13 protein-coding genes are annotated in these 14,165 nt (G+C 56.8%); 5 read left to right on the forward strand and 8 right to left on the reverse strand.

From position 1 onward, the window contains the following. Positions 1–42: 42 nt before the first annotated feature. The 4 genes from AC3Y2E_RS03370 (at position 43) to AC3Y2E_RS03385 (ending at position 2,821) form a co-directional block, all read left to right on the forward strand. Entirely contained in the window at positions 43–1,593 is a 1,551-nt protein-coding gene (locus tag AC3Y2E_RS03370; RefSeq protein WP_379207123.1) for a helix-turn-helix domain-containing protein, read from the forward strand. A gap of 266 nt (positions 1,594–1,859) precedes the next feature. Further along, entirely contained in the window at positions 1,860–2,078 is a 219-nt protein-coding gene (locus tag AC3Y2E_RS03375) for a hypothetical protein (protein ID WP_379207125.1), read from the forward strand. 36 nt (positions 2,079–2,114) lie between these two features. Further along, positions 2,115–2,327: a helix-turn-helix domain-containing protein gene (locus AC3Y2E_RS03380; RefSeq protein ID WP_379207226.1), complete on the forward strand. Its 213-nt coding sequence runs from the start codon at positions 2,115–2,117 to the stop codon at positions 2,325–2,327. Between the two features lie 14 nt (positions 2,328–2,341). Then, positions 2,342–2,821 carry an ABC transporter substrate-binding protein gene (locus AC3Y2E_RS03385; RefSeq protein ID WP_483875091.1) on the forward strand — a complete coding sequence of 160 codons (480 nt, stop codon included), beginning with the start codon at positions 2,342–2,344 and terminating at the stop codon, positions 2,819–2,821. Between the two features lie 179 nt (positions 2,822–3,000). Here the strand turns inward: AC3Y2E_RS03385 and AC3Y2E_RS03390 are convergent, their stop codons facing one another. The 5 genes from AC3Y2E_RS03390 to AC3Y2E_RS03410 form a co-directional block, all read right to left on the reverse strand. Then, positions 3,001–3,660, reverse strand: coding sequence for an SGNH/GDSL hydrolase family protein (locus AC3Y2E_RS03390; protein WP_379207127.1), 660 nt, complete (start codon positions 3,658–3,660; stop codon positions 3,001–3,003). Positions 3,661–3,894: 234 nt separating this feature from the next. Then, entirely contained in the window at positions 3,895–4,836 is a 942-nt protein-coding gene (locus AC3Y2E_RS03395; RefSeq protein ID WP_379207129.1) for a dihydrodipicolinate synthase family protein, read from the reverse strand. A 1,869-nt stretch (positions 4,837–6,705) separates the two neighbouring features. Beyond that, positions 6,706–7,893 carry an aminotransferase class I/II-fold pyridoxal phosphate-dependent enzyme gene (locus AC3Y2E_RS03400; protein ID WP_379207131.1) on the reverse strand — a complete coding sequence of 396 codons (1,188 nt, stop codon included), beginning with the start codon at positions 7,891–7,893 and terminating at the stop codon, positions 6,706–6,708. A gap of 193 nt (positions 7,894–8,086) precedes the next feature. Then, complete coding sequence (locus tag AC3Y2E_RS03405; RefSeq protein ID WP_379207133.1) at positions 8,087–9,181, reverse strand: site-2 protease family protein; 1,095 nt, start codon at positions 9,179–9,181, stop codon at positions 8,087–8,089. A gap of 23 nt (positions 9,182–9,204) precedes the next feature. Further along, the gene (locus tag AC3Y2E_RS03410) at positions 9,205–9,576 is read right to left on the reverse strand and encodes an arsenate reductase family protein (RefSeq protein ID WP_190931429.1); all 372 of its coding nucleotides are present in this window, start codon (positions 9,574–9,576) and stop codon (positions 9,205–9,207) included. Positions 9,577–9,748: 172 nt separating this feature from the next. Between AC3Y2E_RS03410 and AC3Y2E_RS03415 the strand changes: the two genes are divergently transcribed. Then, positions 9,749–9,928 (forward strand): hypothetical protein, encoded by a 180-nt coding sequence (locus tag AC3Y2E_RS03415; protein WP_379207136.1) that lies wholly within the window; start codon positions 9,749–9,751, stop codon positions 9,926–9,928. Here the strand turns inward: AC3Y2E_RS03415 and AC3Y2E_RS03420 are convergent. From AC3Y2E_RS03420 to AC3Y2E_RS03430, 3 genes are read right to left on the reverse strand one after another with little or no spacing between them, the layout of a single operon-like run. Further along, on the reverse strand, positions 9,916–10,887 hold the full coding sequence (locus AC3Y2E_RS03420) for an RluA family pseudouridine synthase (RefSeq protein ID WP_379207138.1): 972 nt from the start codon (positions 10,885–10,887) through the stop codon (positions 9,916–9,918). The two genes, AC3Y2E_RS03415 and AC3Y2E_RS03420, sit on opposite strands and share 13 nt — an antisense overlap. Beyond that, complete coding sequence (locus AC3Y2E_RS03425; protein ID WP_379207144.1) at positions 10,884–11,456, reverse strand: cob(I)yrinic acid a,c-diamide adenosyltransferase; 573 nt, start codon at positions 11,454–11,456, stop codon at positions 10,884–10,886. The genes AC3Y2E_RS03420 and AC3Y2E_RS03425 overlap by 4 nt, the downstream gene beginning before the upstream one ends. After that, positions 11,453–14,158, reverse strand: a complete 2,706-nt coding sequence (locus AC3Y2E_RS03430; protein WP_379207146.1) for a cobyric acid synthase — start codon at positions 14,156–14,158, stop codon at positions 11,453–11,455. The genes AC3Y2E_RS03425 and AC3Y2E_RS03430 overlap by 4 nt, the downstream gene beginning before the upstream one ends. Positions 14,159–14,165 lie beyond the last annotated feature (7 nt).

Here is a 14,165-nt window from a genome sequence, read left to right on the forward strand (position 1 = left end):
TTCTCATTCTCACTTTCCCGAGTTGCAAAGGGGGAATTTTTCATGCTTCCGGCTTCCGGCTCCGCATTCGCTTCCGTCTATTTGTCTTCGATCCGCAAACGCCGGTATCACAAACGGAACACGCTGCAAACAAAGACAAGTCCCGGCGAGCTGCTGGTCGTGGTGATGCAGGGCGAAGGCCATCTCTATACCGAGCTTCAAACCGTTCCCCTTAAACCGGGACAATGCATCCGGCTGACACCCGGTCTGACGTTCGAGGTGCTGCAAGAATCGGACGTTCTGGAAGTGTATCTCCTCGCCGTCCGTGAGATGGCCTTTATCCGGCGCAAAGGGGGATGGAGCTGTACGCCCCGGACGACGGTACAACCTTCGAGCAGGCTGTTTTCCGTCATGCTGAGGCCGGTGCCGGATGACATGGAGCGCCTGTACGAGGAGAGCAAACGGTGCGGGGGAGCCGACGCCGAACTGCAGCTGAACTTCCAGCGATTGCTGTACGAATGGAATGAGCAGCTTGGTAAGCAGGAGGCAAGCGGGAAAGCGGCGGTTCCCATTGACCGGACGCTAAGCTATATGCATAAGCATTACGGGGAGAAGATCAAGCTGGAGACGCTGTCGAACCTCGCAGGCCTTACGCCTACCTCGTATTCGAGGAGCTTTAAGAAAGCGAGAAACATGTCCCCCTTTGAATATTTGAACCAAATCCGTATCGATTCGGCCAAGCAGCTGCTGGAGCAGAACGGCTACTCGGTCAAAACGGCCGCCAGCGCTGTCGGCATAGGCAGCGAGTTTTATTTCAGCCGGATGTTCAAAAAAACGGTGGGCTTATCGCCGACGCTGTATATGAAAAGAAGACAGTTGAAGGTTGCATCCGCTTCCTGTTTTCTGTACAAGGATTGCTTGCATTCTTTGGGCATCGAGGACGCCTTTGAGCTGGACGGGTACCTGTGCATGCGAAAAGGCGAAGACGAGCTGCCGGTGGAAGTTCAACTGGAGCAAATGCGGGAATTTCACCCGGATGTCATCCTGGCCGATGCCAGGCACCTGCCCCTCTATGAACGGTTGAAGCGGATCGCGCCTACAGTCGTCCTTCATCCCAGTATGGACTGGCAAAAGGTCTATATGCGGTTAGCCGAATTGGTAGGCAGGGAGACGGAAGCGAGACAGATCTGCCGTCAGCTTGCCGACCGGGTAAAGACGGCGAGGGAACGGCTCGCTCACTCCGTCGGCAATAAAACAATTTCCTTTATCCGGCTGCAGCACGGGATCATTCGGATTCAAGGGAGCGTGGACCATCCCTTGAGCGAGCTGCTGTACGCCAATCTGGGATTGCAGCCGGGCAACTGCGTGCCGCGGAACCAGAGGATCAAGGACGTGACGCTGGACAGCTTGACACCTTTTGAAACGGACTACTTACTGGTCTACCAGGATTCGGCGGCGGACAGCGAGCTGCTTAAGGAAGCAACCTGGCATAACGCCGTGGAGGTTGAACATAGCCATGTCCATTTCATCCCGAACTGGGTCCGTATGAGCTGGTCGCCGAACGGGCAGCACCAGATTATCGACGTGTTGGAGAATGATGCTGCATTCTGCTAGAGGAATCCCTTTCGGCTCGGGTCTTTACGAGCCGATTTTTTTGTGTCTTTACGGTTCTGTTATCGATACTCCAGCTCCGATTCACGCGTGATCCGGGTTAAAAGCGTTTGTTTTGTGTATGTTCCTCCAAGTGACGGAGCCTATCTTCTCACAAACTCCCGGTTGATTCGCAGAGCCGTCCGCTTTATAATTTATGATAATGATTCTCAATCGAGGCTAGGGTTGAGAATCTTCGATTTCACTATGGACCTGCGAAGGAGCCCGCAATGAACGTCTCACATACCGTCTCCTGCACGATGACTTCCGTCAAACGGCACGACTATCCGATCACCCGCGGCGACCTCCGGCGGTCGGCGGCGATGAAACGCCAGTCGTTATTTCAGGAGCTGCTGTATACGCTGCAAGAGGAGATGGACCGGTATGTAAGCTCCGACTGCCCGGCTATTCAGCGCACGGTCGACTATATGGAGCGCAGTTATATGTAGGCGATCGACGTTCGCCAGCTTCCGCAGCTCGCGGGACTGACGCCCCGTTCGTTTTGCCGCGCGTTCAAGCGGACGACCGGTCTGACTCCCGGCGGTTATTTGTCGCAGCTGCGGGTTCGGAAAGCTAAGGAGCTCCTCGCCTGGCCGGACCGTACGCTTAAAGAGGTGGCGCGAAGCGTCGGCTTCCAGGACGAGCTGTATTTCAGCCGTGTCTTCAAAAAAAGCGAAGGCGTGTCCCCGGCGCTTTAAACTGGACCGGCTATATGAACGAGATCGCGTCGATGGTCGGCAAGGAAAACGAAGCTGAGCGGATCTCCCGGCGGATGTCGCGGATCGAAGAGAAAGCGCGGGACGCCCTTCTGCCGTTCACCCGCCAAGGCAAATGGGCGGTCATCCGGGTCATGCCGGACGATCTGCGGCTGTACAGCGGCTCGTCCCACTCGTTTACCGACCTGCTCTACCGGGGACTCGGGTTCGAACCTTGCGAGCTCACTTCCGGCTTCTCCTATAAGCCACATGCGCTGGAGGAGCTGGCCCGGATGGACCCGGAGCGTCTTCTCGTCGTATGGAGCGATCCGGAGGCGGTGGAGAAGCTGAATGATGATCCGCTCTGGCAGGAACTGCGTGCGATGAAGCAGCGGCAGGTCTATATTCCGGACAGCGTCGAATGGGACGCTTGGGGGCCGCTGGGGCGGGAACGTACGATCCGCGCTTGCGTGGACTATTTTGCGAAGCTTGTGTAAGGGAAGAAGCTTTAAATGACGAAACCTCCAACTTCTCCGTTTCTGCAAAGTCGGACGTAAGTGAAGGCTGGGCATGCGCCCGCATCTTCCAAGGCGCACCTTACCCGGACTTTGCAGCGGGATGAAGTTGGAGGTTTGTTTCTGACGATAAGACACTTTACGATCGGAATTGCCGCTTGTTAACCTTGTGAAACAAGTGCCGCTGCCTGGGCTCCCGCTTCCTGCATCGTATTCAGCCACGTCGTCGCCATCAGCATATCACCCAACGTCGTCATATGCACGCCGTCCGTCGTCAGCGCCTTGCCCGTTCCCCGCCGGAGGAAGCCGATAAACGCTTCATGGGTCGGCACCAATACGGCGCCGAACTCGGCGGCCAACCGGTTCACAATAGCTACGTACGGCTGCAGCATCCGGTTGCCTGTCGAGTCGGGAATCTCCTTGATGATCGTAGGCTGCATCAGGATAAGCCGACTATCGCACTTCTCCTTGACTTGCCGAAGCAGCTCGCGGTACACCGCTTCGAACCGGTCCGGCAGTACTTGCTCCGCATCCGGGGAATCGAGCTGCCGCCACACGTCGTTAATGCCGATCGACACCGACAGCCAGTCGGGTTGATGATCAAGCACGTCCAGCGTCCAGCGTTTCTGCAGATCGGTTACCCGGTTGCCGCTCGTCCCCTCGTTGATCACCGTCAAGTTCAGCTCCGGGCAGTTCGTTGCGAAGTAATCGTGGAGCAGCCGCACGTATCCCCCGCCCAGCTTCAGCGGATCGGTTTTTCTTCCTTTATCGGTAATGCTGTCTCCTATAAAGACGATCTTATCGTTGCTGTGAAAATTCATGCGTCTGCCCCTTCCTTCATACCGTTAATGAATGATGCATGAGTATAAGTGGTTGTTCAAAAAGTCCACTTTTGATCACGAAGCAGATCAGGAAGCCCGCTCGACCTCGAATATGGAATTCAGCCGGAACTTCCGGTGCTCACGTAGCTGTCACTACGCTCCTCATTTCCTAGCTTCATCCCATCTTCTCGGTGCTGAAAACCGGACTTTTTGAACTCGCACTATAAGTGCGTCTTAAGCTTTGGCGTAAACCGGACGCGGCAACGAGACATGTTCCCGAATCGCCTGTTCCGTGGCTGCGAGCTGGTTCACCTCAAGCTTGCGTGTCGCCGTAAAGGTTGACGCGTCTTTGCTCCGGCAGGTCAAAGCGATCGGCAGGCCGAGCTGCTGCTGGTAATATTTCGCGTTCACCGGATAGATCTGCAGCTCGATTAACGAAGCGGTGCTTAGAAAAGCTTGAAGCGTTTCGGCTTTTTGCGGTTCGGCGCTCCAATTGCGTGTCAGCCATACGTACAGGTCCGGATGCATATTCGCCATCACGCCGCTGAATCCGGCCGCTCCCAGTCTAAGCGAGGCGAGCAGCGTCGCCGTATTGGCGTTGAACAGTTTCAGGCTGCTGCCTTTGACGGCTCCCAGCTTCGCTTCGATCTCCGTTTCGCTGCACGACGTATCTTTCAGGAACAAAAACCGGCCGGTCGAGGCGCACCAGCTCAGCACCTGAGGGCTCAGAAGCCGTTTGTACGGATACGGGCACTCGTAAAGGCCAAAGCTGACACCCGGAACGTTCTCGAGAATCGTCTGGGCGCGGCTGATCCACACCTCGTCGGACTCCTCTTCCTTGGCAAACCGGTTCGTGACGATCACGAACGCATCGATGCCGGTTGCGGCGATTTGCCTGATTTCCTCGATCTGCCCTTCCAGGTCGTCCGAGACGTGCCCCGAGGCGATTACCGGAACCCGGTTACCCGCTTTCTCCTTGACGAACCGGGCCATCTTCACGCGCTCCTCCAAGCTGAGGAAAAACATCTCGCTCGATTGGCATACCGCAAAAAGCCCGTCTACGCCTTGGCTGATATACCATTCGATCAGCTGCTCCAATCCGTTGTAATCGACTTGCTTGTCTTCCGTGAAAGGGGTGATCATCGTAGGCCATACTCCGTTTGCGATCTCTTTCAATCTCGTCATCTCCGCTACGTTTTATTGGATATCGTTAAGCTTGGAACGCCCGCAGCCGATAATAGGCCGCAGCCCGTCCTGAATACGAGGCATATCGCGCCAGCTTCGGGGGTTAGTATGTTCTTGTATAAAGAACAATGTTCACGTAAATTCGTAAATGTTGCCGACGAAGAGGTGCTTCTGTCCGTCCTGACTGCATTCGGGCCTGTCACCAAGCCTATGTCCCCATTCGCTGTTCATCTTCTGGATTAAACTATACAGTTACTCCATTATCCGGCGATTGAGTTCTCATATACAGAACAACGTTCTTCACAATCTATATTAGCTTTTTTCCATTTGTTTATCAATCCCAAATTTCTAACCATGCCCGGCTGCAGACAACCGTCTGTTGTGTCGGAATGAAGGGAGCGCGTCCTCGTGGAACGCATCTGATCAGTAGCTGAGGGCTAAGGGGAGATGGATGGAGGCGGACAGCGCAGCGGGTCAAAGCGGCTGGGTGACTAAAAAAAGCGGGTTGTCGGGCATCGGCACGCAGCGGATTAGGTGATCTGGTAGTCTGGTGATTTAGTAATCTGGCGATCTGGTGATCTGGTGATCTGGTAGTCTGTAGTCTGTCGTTCGGGCCTCATTTTACTTGGGCGTGATAATTTGCACCTGGTGAGATTCAAATTTACGCTTGTTCCGCGCTCGATCTGCTAGGTCGATACTTCATAATAGACAATACAACCAACCAATCGCTCCTAGTCCCTCATATCAAGTAGACCTACCTTATATATGAAAAGGCTGAGCGTTGAAGGAAAGGCAAGATGGCGTGCCATAATAGTTGCTTGCACGAAGCCAATGCGCGGGGGCAGGACGCATGGAACCTGCATAAACGGCTGCTTTTATGTGAGCCGGGCATGTTCAGCCTCGCTGAAATCGTATCCGTGCTGGCTCTGCAACCAAATAAGAGCTTTTAGTACCCTATATTCGGCTTATGAAGAGGATGGATAGGAATAGAAACGGTTTGTACCTCTTATTTCAACCAACTGGGCGCGTTATCACCATTTTCGCAGATTATTAGAGCTTCTAACATCTCTTATTCATCCGTCCAAGCAGGTTTTGAGCAAAATAGGGTACAAACCACCCTTATCCGCTTCGTGGTTACATGGAACTGCCGGGCCATCGTCGTTATCCTGCTATGCAACTACCCGGCCGGCTATGTGTGCGCTGACGCCGAGAGGTTAGCAAAGAAAGGCTTAAAGGAAGCCGGTTACTGTGCTTTTGGCTTTGGTTTTTTGGGGTTGGGGTTGGGGTTGGGGTTGGGGTTGGGGTTCGAGGTTTGGGGTGCGAGGTTTGGGGTGCAAGGTTTGGGGTGCAAGGTTTGGGGTGCAAGGTTTGGGGTGCAAGGTTTGGGGTGCAAGGTTTGGGGTGCGAGGTTTGGGGTTCAGATTGGAGATTGCGGGTTGGGTTTGGGTTTGAGTTTGGGTTTGGCTCTTGGCTCTTGGCTCTTGGCTCTTGGCTCTTGGCTCTTGGCTCTTGGCTCTTGGCTCTTGGCTCTTGGCTCTTGGCTCTCGGCTCTCGGCTCTCGGCTCTCGGCTCTTGGCTCTTGGCTCTTGGCTCTCGGCTCTCAAATTTCGGCTCCTGGTTCGCACGAAGGAATACATCCTGACTGCCGCCGACCGGCGAAATTCCCGGAATATGCCTGCCGTCTGCTGCGCACAACACCAACAAAGCCTTGCCCCAGCATCAGCTGGAACAAGGCTTGTCCCGCACCGCACACGGCGCCCGTTCATCCGCCCTTAGTCATCCTTGGATGATCCGTACTGGCGATGCCTACTTTTCACGTTCGACACGTTCCGATTCGCTCCATCTTTTCACGCTCGCACATTATGGACGGCCTCCCCGTTCGTGCAAAAAACGACCGATTCGGCGTACCGCCTCCGCGAGCCGATCCTCTTCCTGCACGAGCGCAATTCGGACAAAGCCTTGTCCCTGCTCGCCGAACGCGTCTCCCGGAATAACGACAACGCCTGCGGAAAGCAGCATTTCCCGGGAAATTTGTCGAGATGTCCAGCCTGCCGGAATCGGCGCCCAGATGAACATTGTCGCTTTTGGCTTCGGCACATCCCAGCCTACAGAGCGAAGCCCCTCCACCATAATATCCCGTCGCCGCTCGTAAACGGAAGCGACCTCCCAGCCGGAACCTGAGGCATGGTCGTCGAGCGCCGCAATGCCCGCTTCCTGAACCGCCGCGAACACACCGTAATCGATATTCGACTTCAGCGTGCGCAGCGCCTGTACCGCCTCCTTGTTGCCAACAAGAAAAGCGAGCCGGCAGCCGGCCATGTTGAAGCTTTTCGACATCGAATGGAATTCGACGGCGATATCTTTGGCGCCGGGAACTTCCAACACGCTTCGCGGCCGAAAACCGTCGAACGCCATCTCGGAATACGCCGCATCGTGCACGATCAGCAGATCGCGCCGTCTCGCATACTCGACAAGCTCCTCAAAAAATGCGAAATCCGCCACCGCCGCCAGCGGATTGCCCGGATAATTAAGCAGAATGAACTTGGCGCACGCCGCCGTCTCCTCCGGAATCTCGTTCAGACGCGGGAGAAAGCCGTTGTCCGCGCGAAGCGGCAGCAAATAAGGCGTCACACCGGCGAGCACAAGAGAAGCCGAATAGATCGGGTAACCCGGGTCCGGCACAATCGCCACATCGCCCGGATCGGCGACAGCCATCGCCAGGTGCGCCAAACCGTCCTGGGACCCCATCAGCGTCGTCACTTCCGACTCGGGATCGAGCCGGACCCCGAACCGGTAGTCGTACCATCGGGAGACGGCGCTCCGGAACGCCAGCGACCCTTCCGAGGTCGGATAACCGTAGTTGCCGGGATTCGAGGCCGCCTTCGCCAACGCTTCCATCACTCGCGCGGAGGGAGGCCGGTCCGGGCTGCCGATGCCGAGATCGATAATATCAAGTCCTTTGTCGGCAGCTTCCCTCTTCCATTCCGCTACTTCCGAAAAAATAGCCGACCCGAGTAACTGCAGCCGGCTTGATCCGATTCGTTTCATATTCCCAACCCCTAACGTAGCAGCTGTTGCAACATCCCGCAGTCAGGCCTGCTGTTATTCTGACCCCGTTCTATCGGGCAGATCGTCCCAAATCGAAGAAACGCTCTTTGGCGAAACTTCGCTACAATGATTAATAAGGCAGCCCGAAGAAATCGGACAAGCGCTCGGCTGAATTCTTTATGACGTTTACCGTTTACTTTCTTAACGATTGGAAGAAGCCGCCTTCGGAAGCCATCAAATTTTGCACCAGATCGAGCATAAAGAACAACGCAATCGCCAAAGCACCATATCCGAGGCCGAATTTCCAGCGTACCGCATTCGGCACTTTGTAGTAATTCTCATTCTCGTGAGGCTCGTAGTCGATCTGGTAGCGGAGCACCACCATCTTGGGCGACTGCCGCCAGCGCCGTTCGACCTTTAACCCGGTAACGGACCGGATCAGTCCCTGCTCAAGCATTTTCACAGGCTTCACGGCGCCTGCTTCTTCCCACTCGATCTCGACCCACAGCTTCCCCTCCATATCCGAGTAGGCGCGGTAAGGAAGCTCTACGTTTTCCCGGAACGGCTTCAGCATCCAATCTTCGCCCGGGATTTCCTCGTACGGCACTTCGATCTTTCCCCAGACCGAATAGTCCGCCGTCCTGCCCCGGTACATCACATACTTCGAGAACAAGTCCCATACGAACAGCAGCCACAGGAAAAAAAACAAATACGACCGCAAATAAATAACGACAAACAAGCCGCCGACCGCACCTGCTACCCAAAGCCACCTGGTTACCGTGGAAGCGATGCGTCCGCCGTCCAGCGGATGGATCGGCAGCAGATTGATCAGGTTCAGCGTAAACCCGATATACGCAATCGCATAAAACATCGCATGACCCGACACCAGTCCGATCAGAAACGACACAAAGGCTCCGATCGTACCGAGCAGAGGGCCTCCCATCGCCACATAGGCTTCCGTCTCCGCATCGCGGGGATTGCGCTTCAGCATGATCAGCGCGCCCAGAAACGGGATAAAAAAAGGAGCGGTCACCGGAATCCCCTTCTGCCGGGCGGCCACCACATGACCGAGCTCATGGACGAGCACCATAATCGTCACGCCCAGCGCAAACTCCCATTGATAAAACCAAGTGTAGATTGCCGTAGCGATGGCCATGCTGAGCAAAGCCCCGCTTTTCTTCCCGAGCTGCAAAAACCGAAGCAGCGCTTTGATTCGTGCGAGCAAAAACGTACCGACCGCCCCCGGCGCCCGGCGTACACTCCAATTTTGTTTCGTCTGTCGCTTCAACGAGCCGCCCCCTTTTCTCTCTCTTATACGCGGTTCCAGACACGCTCGTATTCGTCTTCTTTGTAACCGACCGTTACATGCTCCCCGTCGTAAATGATCGGACGTTTAATCAACCGGCCGTTCGAGGCGAGCAGCGCAATCATCTCTTCCTCGTTCATTCCCGGCAGCTTGTCCTTCAGGTTCATTTCCTTGTACACTTCTCCGGACGTATTAAAAAACTTCTTTAAAGGAAGCCCGCTTTTGCCGATCATCTCGGTCAGCCGTTCCGCCGAAGGCGCCGTCTCGAAAATATTGACGACTTCGTCCGGCTCTGCGCCTTTGTTCCGGAGCGATTTCAAAGCGTCCCGGCACGTTCCGCATTTCGGGTACAAATAGGCGGTTATCCGTGTACTCATCAGTTTTCCCCTTCCAGTCTCAAATAGCCTTTCTAATTATACATGAATCGGACAAACAATAAAGAGTCGCTTGACACAAAAACCATAAAGAAACCCGCCAAGCAGCGGATAATTTTCGACAGATGTTGGAACGTATGCGAAGGAAGAGACATCCAATCGGGGAGGACACGCCATGAACTTGAAAATGGGCTTCAAAACGATCGCCGCGACTACCGCCGCCTTGCTGCTCCTAACTGCCATTACAGCCGGATGCGGCGGCTCTACCGTGCGCCAGCAGGATGTCGGCTCGAGGGACGACACCCAGGGCGGCAAAGGCAATAAATTGCACAAAGGCGATCTTCATTCCAAATGACCGGACCTTAGCCGGGCGAGAAGCCCGGTCAAGTCCGGCGGCAGAGCAGCTTCGAACCGTACCGGTCCGCGCCCGGACGGATGCTCGAAGCCGAGCGTGGAAGCATGGAGCGCATGACGGCCGAGGGTCTCTCCCTCGGCTGTTTCGTTAGAATCTGCGGAATAGGCCGCAACCCGCCGCCCTTCTTCGTCCGTCCCGTACATCTCGTCTCCAAGAAGCGGATGGCCGATATGATTCATATGGACGCGGATCTGATGCGTGCGCCCCGTCTCCAGCTTCAGCCGGACGAGAGTTGCCGCTTCCCCGTACCGTTCCAGTACCTCATAATGCGTAACCGACGGATAACCGGTCGGCGTGACGATCCGGACATGCGGCGATTCGGGATCGCGGTCGATCGGGCCTTCGATCGTCCCTCCGTTTTCCCGCACGTTGCCGCGCACGACGGCCATATACCATTTGTCCACGGCTCCGTGCTGCATCTGCTCGGAAATAAACTGATGGGCATACGGGTTTTTGGCGATCGCAAGCACGCCCGACGTCTCGCGGTCCAGCCGGTGCACCGGCCGGAACCTTACTTTCTCCCCCCGCTGCCGCCAATAATGAACGACCGCATTGGCCAGCGTATTCATGTAGTGACCGTGTGTCGGGTGAACGATCATCCCGGCCGGCTTGTTGACGATCAGCAGATGCTCGTCCTCGTGGATCACCCCGAATTCGATATCCTGCGGCAAAATGTCCTCAGACTCTTCTTCCTCCATACGAACCTCGACCACATCCCCGGTCTTGACGCGCACCGACGTATACTTTCGCTCTCCGTTGACCGTAATCCCTTCCGGCGTCAGCTTCAGACGGGACAGCAGCTTGCGGGACAGCTGCATCCGGTTGCGGAGAATGTTTTTCAGCATCATGCCGTCCTCTTCGGACGGCACGATGTAGGCAAGCGGCTCGTAATAGCTCATTTGGACTTGCGGCGGAATACTTCGGGGCTTCGTTCGTATTCGACATCCGGCACGCCTTCCCGGAAATTGGCCGTGCGGGCTACCGTGAAGAAGAAATCGGACAGCCGGTTCAAATATCTGCGCACCTCTTCATTAATCTCCGCCTGCTTGGACAAGGTAACGACTCTCCGCTCCGCTCGGCGACAGACGGTCCGGCAGACGTGCAGCAGCGCCGATGCCTGCGAGCCCCCTGGCAGGATGAACCGGGTAATATCCGGGGTCTCCGCATCGTACTTGTCGATCCACGTCTCCAGCCGGTCGACCATCTCCGCGTTCACTTTGTAAGGACGCAGCTCCGGCTTGAGCAGAGCGAGGTCCGATCCGCAGTCGAACAGCTCCTGCTGGACCAGCTCGAGGTCGGCTTTCAGGTCGTCCATCGTGCCGCTGGTCATCACGCTGATCGTCTGCCCGACGAAGCAGTTCAGCTCATCCGTCGTGCCGTACGCCTCCACCCGGACGTCGTCCTTGTCGACGCGTCCTCCGATAACGCCTGTCTGCCCTTTGTCGCCTGTTCTTGTATAAATTCTCATTCGTTTCCGCTCCCTTCGTCGCTTCCTTCTATCATCGCATAGATTCGGGCCATATCCAAATGGCTCCTGACATGATCGGCCAGCCGGTCAAAGGCGGCCTCGCGCTTGCTGTGGAACCGGAGCTGTCCTTCGAGCGGCGGCCAGTCTTGGTCCGCCCGGATCTCGTTGATCCAGGCGCGCCGAAGCTCGTCGTTGTGCAAAATGCCGTGGACGTACGTGCCCCACACTTTCCCGTCCTCCGACATCGCGCCGTCTTCATGGTACGATGCGGCAAGCTCGGGCGCATCGTGAATCCGGATGGAGAACGGACGCCGGACATCCTCCACAAATACCGTCCGGCCCATATGAATCTCGTAGCCTTCGACGGGAAGAGCCCCGCTCCCGGCTCCCGGCCAATTCGCCGACCCGCTGACCCGCTCGGTTCGTTTATCCGGCGTAAACGTCGTCTCCGACGGAAATAGCCCGATGCCCGGCAGCTCTCCGGTATCCGATTCGATCCGCTCCGGGTCGAGCAGACGGCGGCCGAGCATCTGGTAGCCGGCGCAGATGCCGACCAGCCTGCCTCCCTGTTGCACATGACGGCGGATGCACGCCTCCAAGCCGCTTTCCCGCAAATACTTCAAGTCGTCCACCGTGTTTTTGCTGCCAGGTATGATTACGGCGTCCGGTTCTCCCCAGTCGGATACGCCGGAGACGTACCGGATGTGAACATCCGGCTCCTCGAACAACGGATCGAAGTCGGTAAAGTTGGACAACCGCGGCAGACGCAGCACAGCCACATCGACCTGCCCTTCCCGCTTCGGTCCGGATGGCCGCTTCGCATCGAGCGAGGCCGAGTCCTCATCCTCCAGGCCGAGATCCGGCAAGTATGGGATTACACCCAGCACCGGCTTGCCGGTACGGCGCTCCAGCCAATCGAGTCCCGGCTTCAGCAAGGAGACGTCGCCGCGGAATTTGTTAATGACGAATCCTTTGACGCGATCCCGCTCTTCCGGCGTCAAAATGTCCAGCGTACCGACGAGCGATGCGAATACGCCGCCCCGGTCAATGTCGGCGATCAGCAGCACAGGCGCATCCGCCCAACCGGCCAGTCTCATGTTGACGATATCGCGGTCTTTCAAATTCACTTCCGCCGGGCTCCCTGCCCCTTCGATGACGACAACGTCGTAGCGGCGGCGCATCCGCCCCAGCGCTTCCTTGACGATCTCCTGCGCTTCGCCCAAATATTTCTCCCGGTACGTCCTAGCGTCATAATCGCGCAGCGGCTTGCCGTGCACGACAACCTGGGATACCATGTCCTTTTTCGGCTTCAGCAGAATCGGGTTCATGTCGGTCGTCGCCGCGATGCGGCAGGCGTCGGCCTGCATCCCTTGAGCGCGGCCGATTTCTTTGCCGTCCGGGGTCACGTACGAGTTCAGCGACATGTTCTGCGACTTGAACGGGGCAACCTGCCAGCCGTCCTGCAGCAGGATGCGGCACAACGCCGTCGTCAGAATGCTTTTGCCCGCATCGGAGGAGGTGCCCTGGAACATGATCGTAGGCGCAAGCGGTGCCGAGTCTCCGGACATGGGAGTGCCTGAATGTTCCGTTTCGGCTGGCGGAGCTTCATGGGCCGCAGTCTCTCCGTTTATCCGCAGCGCTTGGGCAAGACGCTTGATTAACGTCTCATTGTCCTCCCGGAGACGGACCGCCACGCGAAAGTACGAGTCATTCAAACCCGGGAATAACGAAGCGTCCCGGATCAGCACCCCTAATTGTCCCATACGGCTCTGGAGCGTTTTGACGTCTGTCCCCAAGCTTTCCGGAATGGAGACGAGCAGAAAGTTAACGTCGCTAGGAAACACGTGCAATCCGAGCGATTGCAGCTCCTTCATCAGCCGCGTCCGCTCGTCCGCCAGCCATCGCCGGGTCCGCTCGGCATACTCGCGCTCGGCAAGCACGGCCTGACCGATCCACTGGGCCATCGTATTGACGCTCCATTGCACCTGGAGCTCCTTCATCGCCCGGATCTCCTCCGGATGCGCGACCATAAATCCGAGCCGGATGCCGGGTATCGCATAAAATTTCGTCATCGAGCGGAGTACATAGAGCCCATTGGTTGCCGAGGCCAGCCGGATCAGACTGACTGCATGCTCGTCCGGCGCGAAATCGACGAACGCTTCGTCCAGCACGAGCGGAATCCGGTCCTGAACGAGCCTGTGGAGCATAGCCGGGTCCGCCAATTTGCCGGTCGGATTGTTCGGATGACCCAGCAGGAGCAGGTCGGCGGAAGCGGCCGCCTGACGGATCGCCGTCTCGCTTAAAGCGAATCCGTTATCCGGGGATAGCGGGATGTCGACAATCCCGCCGCCGATTTTCCGCACCGCTTCCTCGTATTCCGAAAAGGACGGTCGTGCGAGACCGACAGATCGGGGCTTGAGCGCCCGTACGGTCAGGTCGATCAGTTCGGCGGCCCCATTGCCGACCAGAATGCTCGCTTCGGGTATTCCGTACTTATCCGCAAGCGTACGGCGCAATTCCCGCACCGCCGGATCGGGATAACGGGCGAGCTCCCGCCAGCGTTCCGCCAGCAGTTTCCCGACCGCTTCCGGAGGGCCAAACGGGTTCATATTGGAGCTAAAATCGAGGAATCCGTCCACCGGCAGTCCATAAAGCGATTCCGCCGTCGTCAAATCTCCCCCGTGTCCGTATCGTTCCAGCATACTCTCT

The organism is Paenibacillus sp. MAH-35, from assembly GCF_058135425.1.

What these genes read in the sequence shown, in the direction of transcription:
- AC3Y2E_RS03430 (WP_379207146.1), bottom strand. Translation starts at nt 14,158, where the DNA reads ATGCTGGAACGATACGGACACGGGGGAGATTTGACGACGGCGGAATCG.
- AC3Y2E_RS03400 (WP_379207131.1), bottom strand. Translation starts at nt 7,893, where the DNA reads ATGAAACGAATCGGATCAAGCCGGCTGCAGTTACTCGGGTCGGCTATT.
- AC3Y2E_RS03370 (WP_379207123.1), top strand. Translation starts at nt 43, where the DNA reads ATGCTTCCGGCTTCCGGCTCCGCATTCGCTTCCGTCTATTTGTCTTCG.
- AC3Y2E_RS03375 (WP_379207125.1), top strand. Translation starts at nt 1,860, where the DNA reads ATGAACGTCTCACATACCGTCTCCTGCACGATGACTTCCGTCAAACGG.
- AC3Y2E_RS03385 (WP_483875091.1), top strand. Translation starts at nt 2,342, where the DNA reads ATGAACGAGATCGCGTCGATGGTCGGCAAGGAAAACGAAGCTGAGCGG.
- AC3Y2E_RS03415 (WP_379207136.1), top strand. Translation starts at nt 9,749, where the DNA reads ATGAACTTGAAAATGGGCTTCAAAACGATCGCCGCGACTACCGCCGCC.
- AC3Y2E_RS03390 (WP_379207127.1), bottom strand. Translation starts at nt 3,660, where the DNA reads ATGAATTTTCACAGCAACGATAAGATCGTCTTTATAGGAGACAGCATT.
- AC3Y2E_RS03420 (WP_379207138.1), bottom strand. Translation starts at nt 10,887, where the DNA reads ATGAGCTATTACGAGCCGCTTGCCTACATCGTGCCGTCCGAAGAGGAC.
- AC3Y2E_RS03425 (WP_379207144.1), bottom strand. Translation starts at nt 11,456, where the DNA reads ATGAGAATTTATACAAGAACAGGCGACAAAGGGCAGACAGGCGTTATC.
- AC3Y2E_RS03410 (WP_190931429.1), bottom strand. Translation starts at nt 9,576, where the DNA reads ATGAGTACACGGATAACCGCCTATTTGTACCCGAAATGCGGAACGTGC.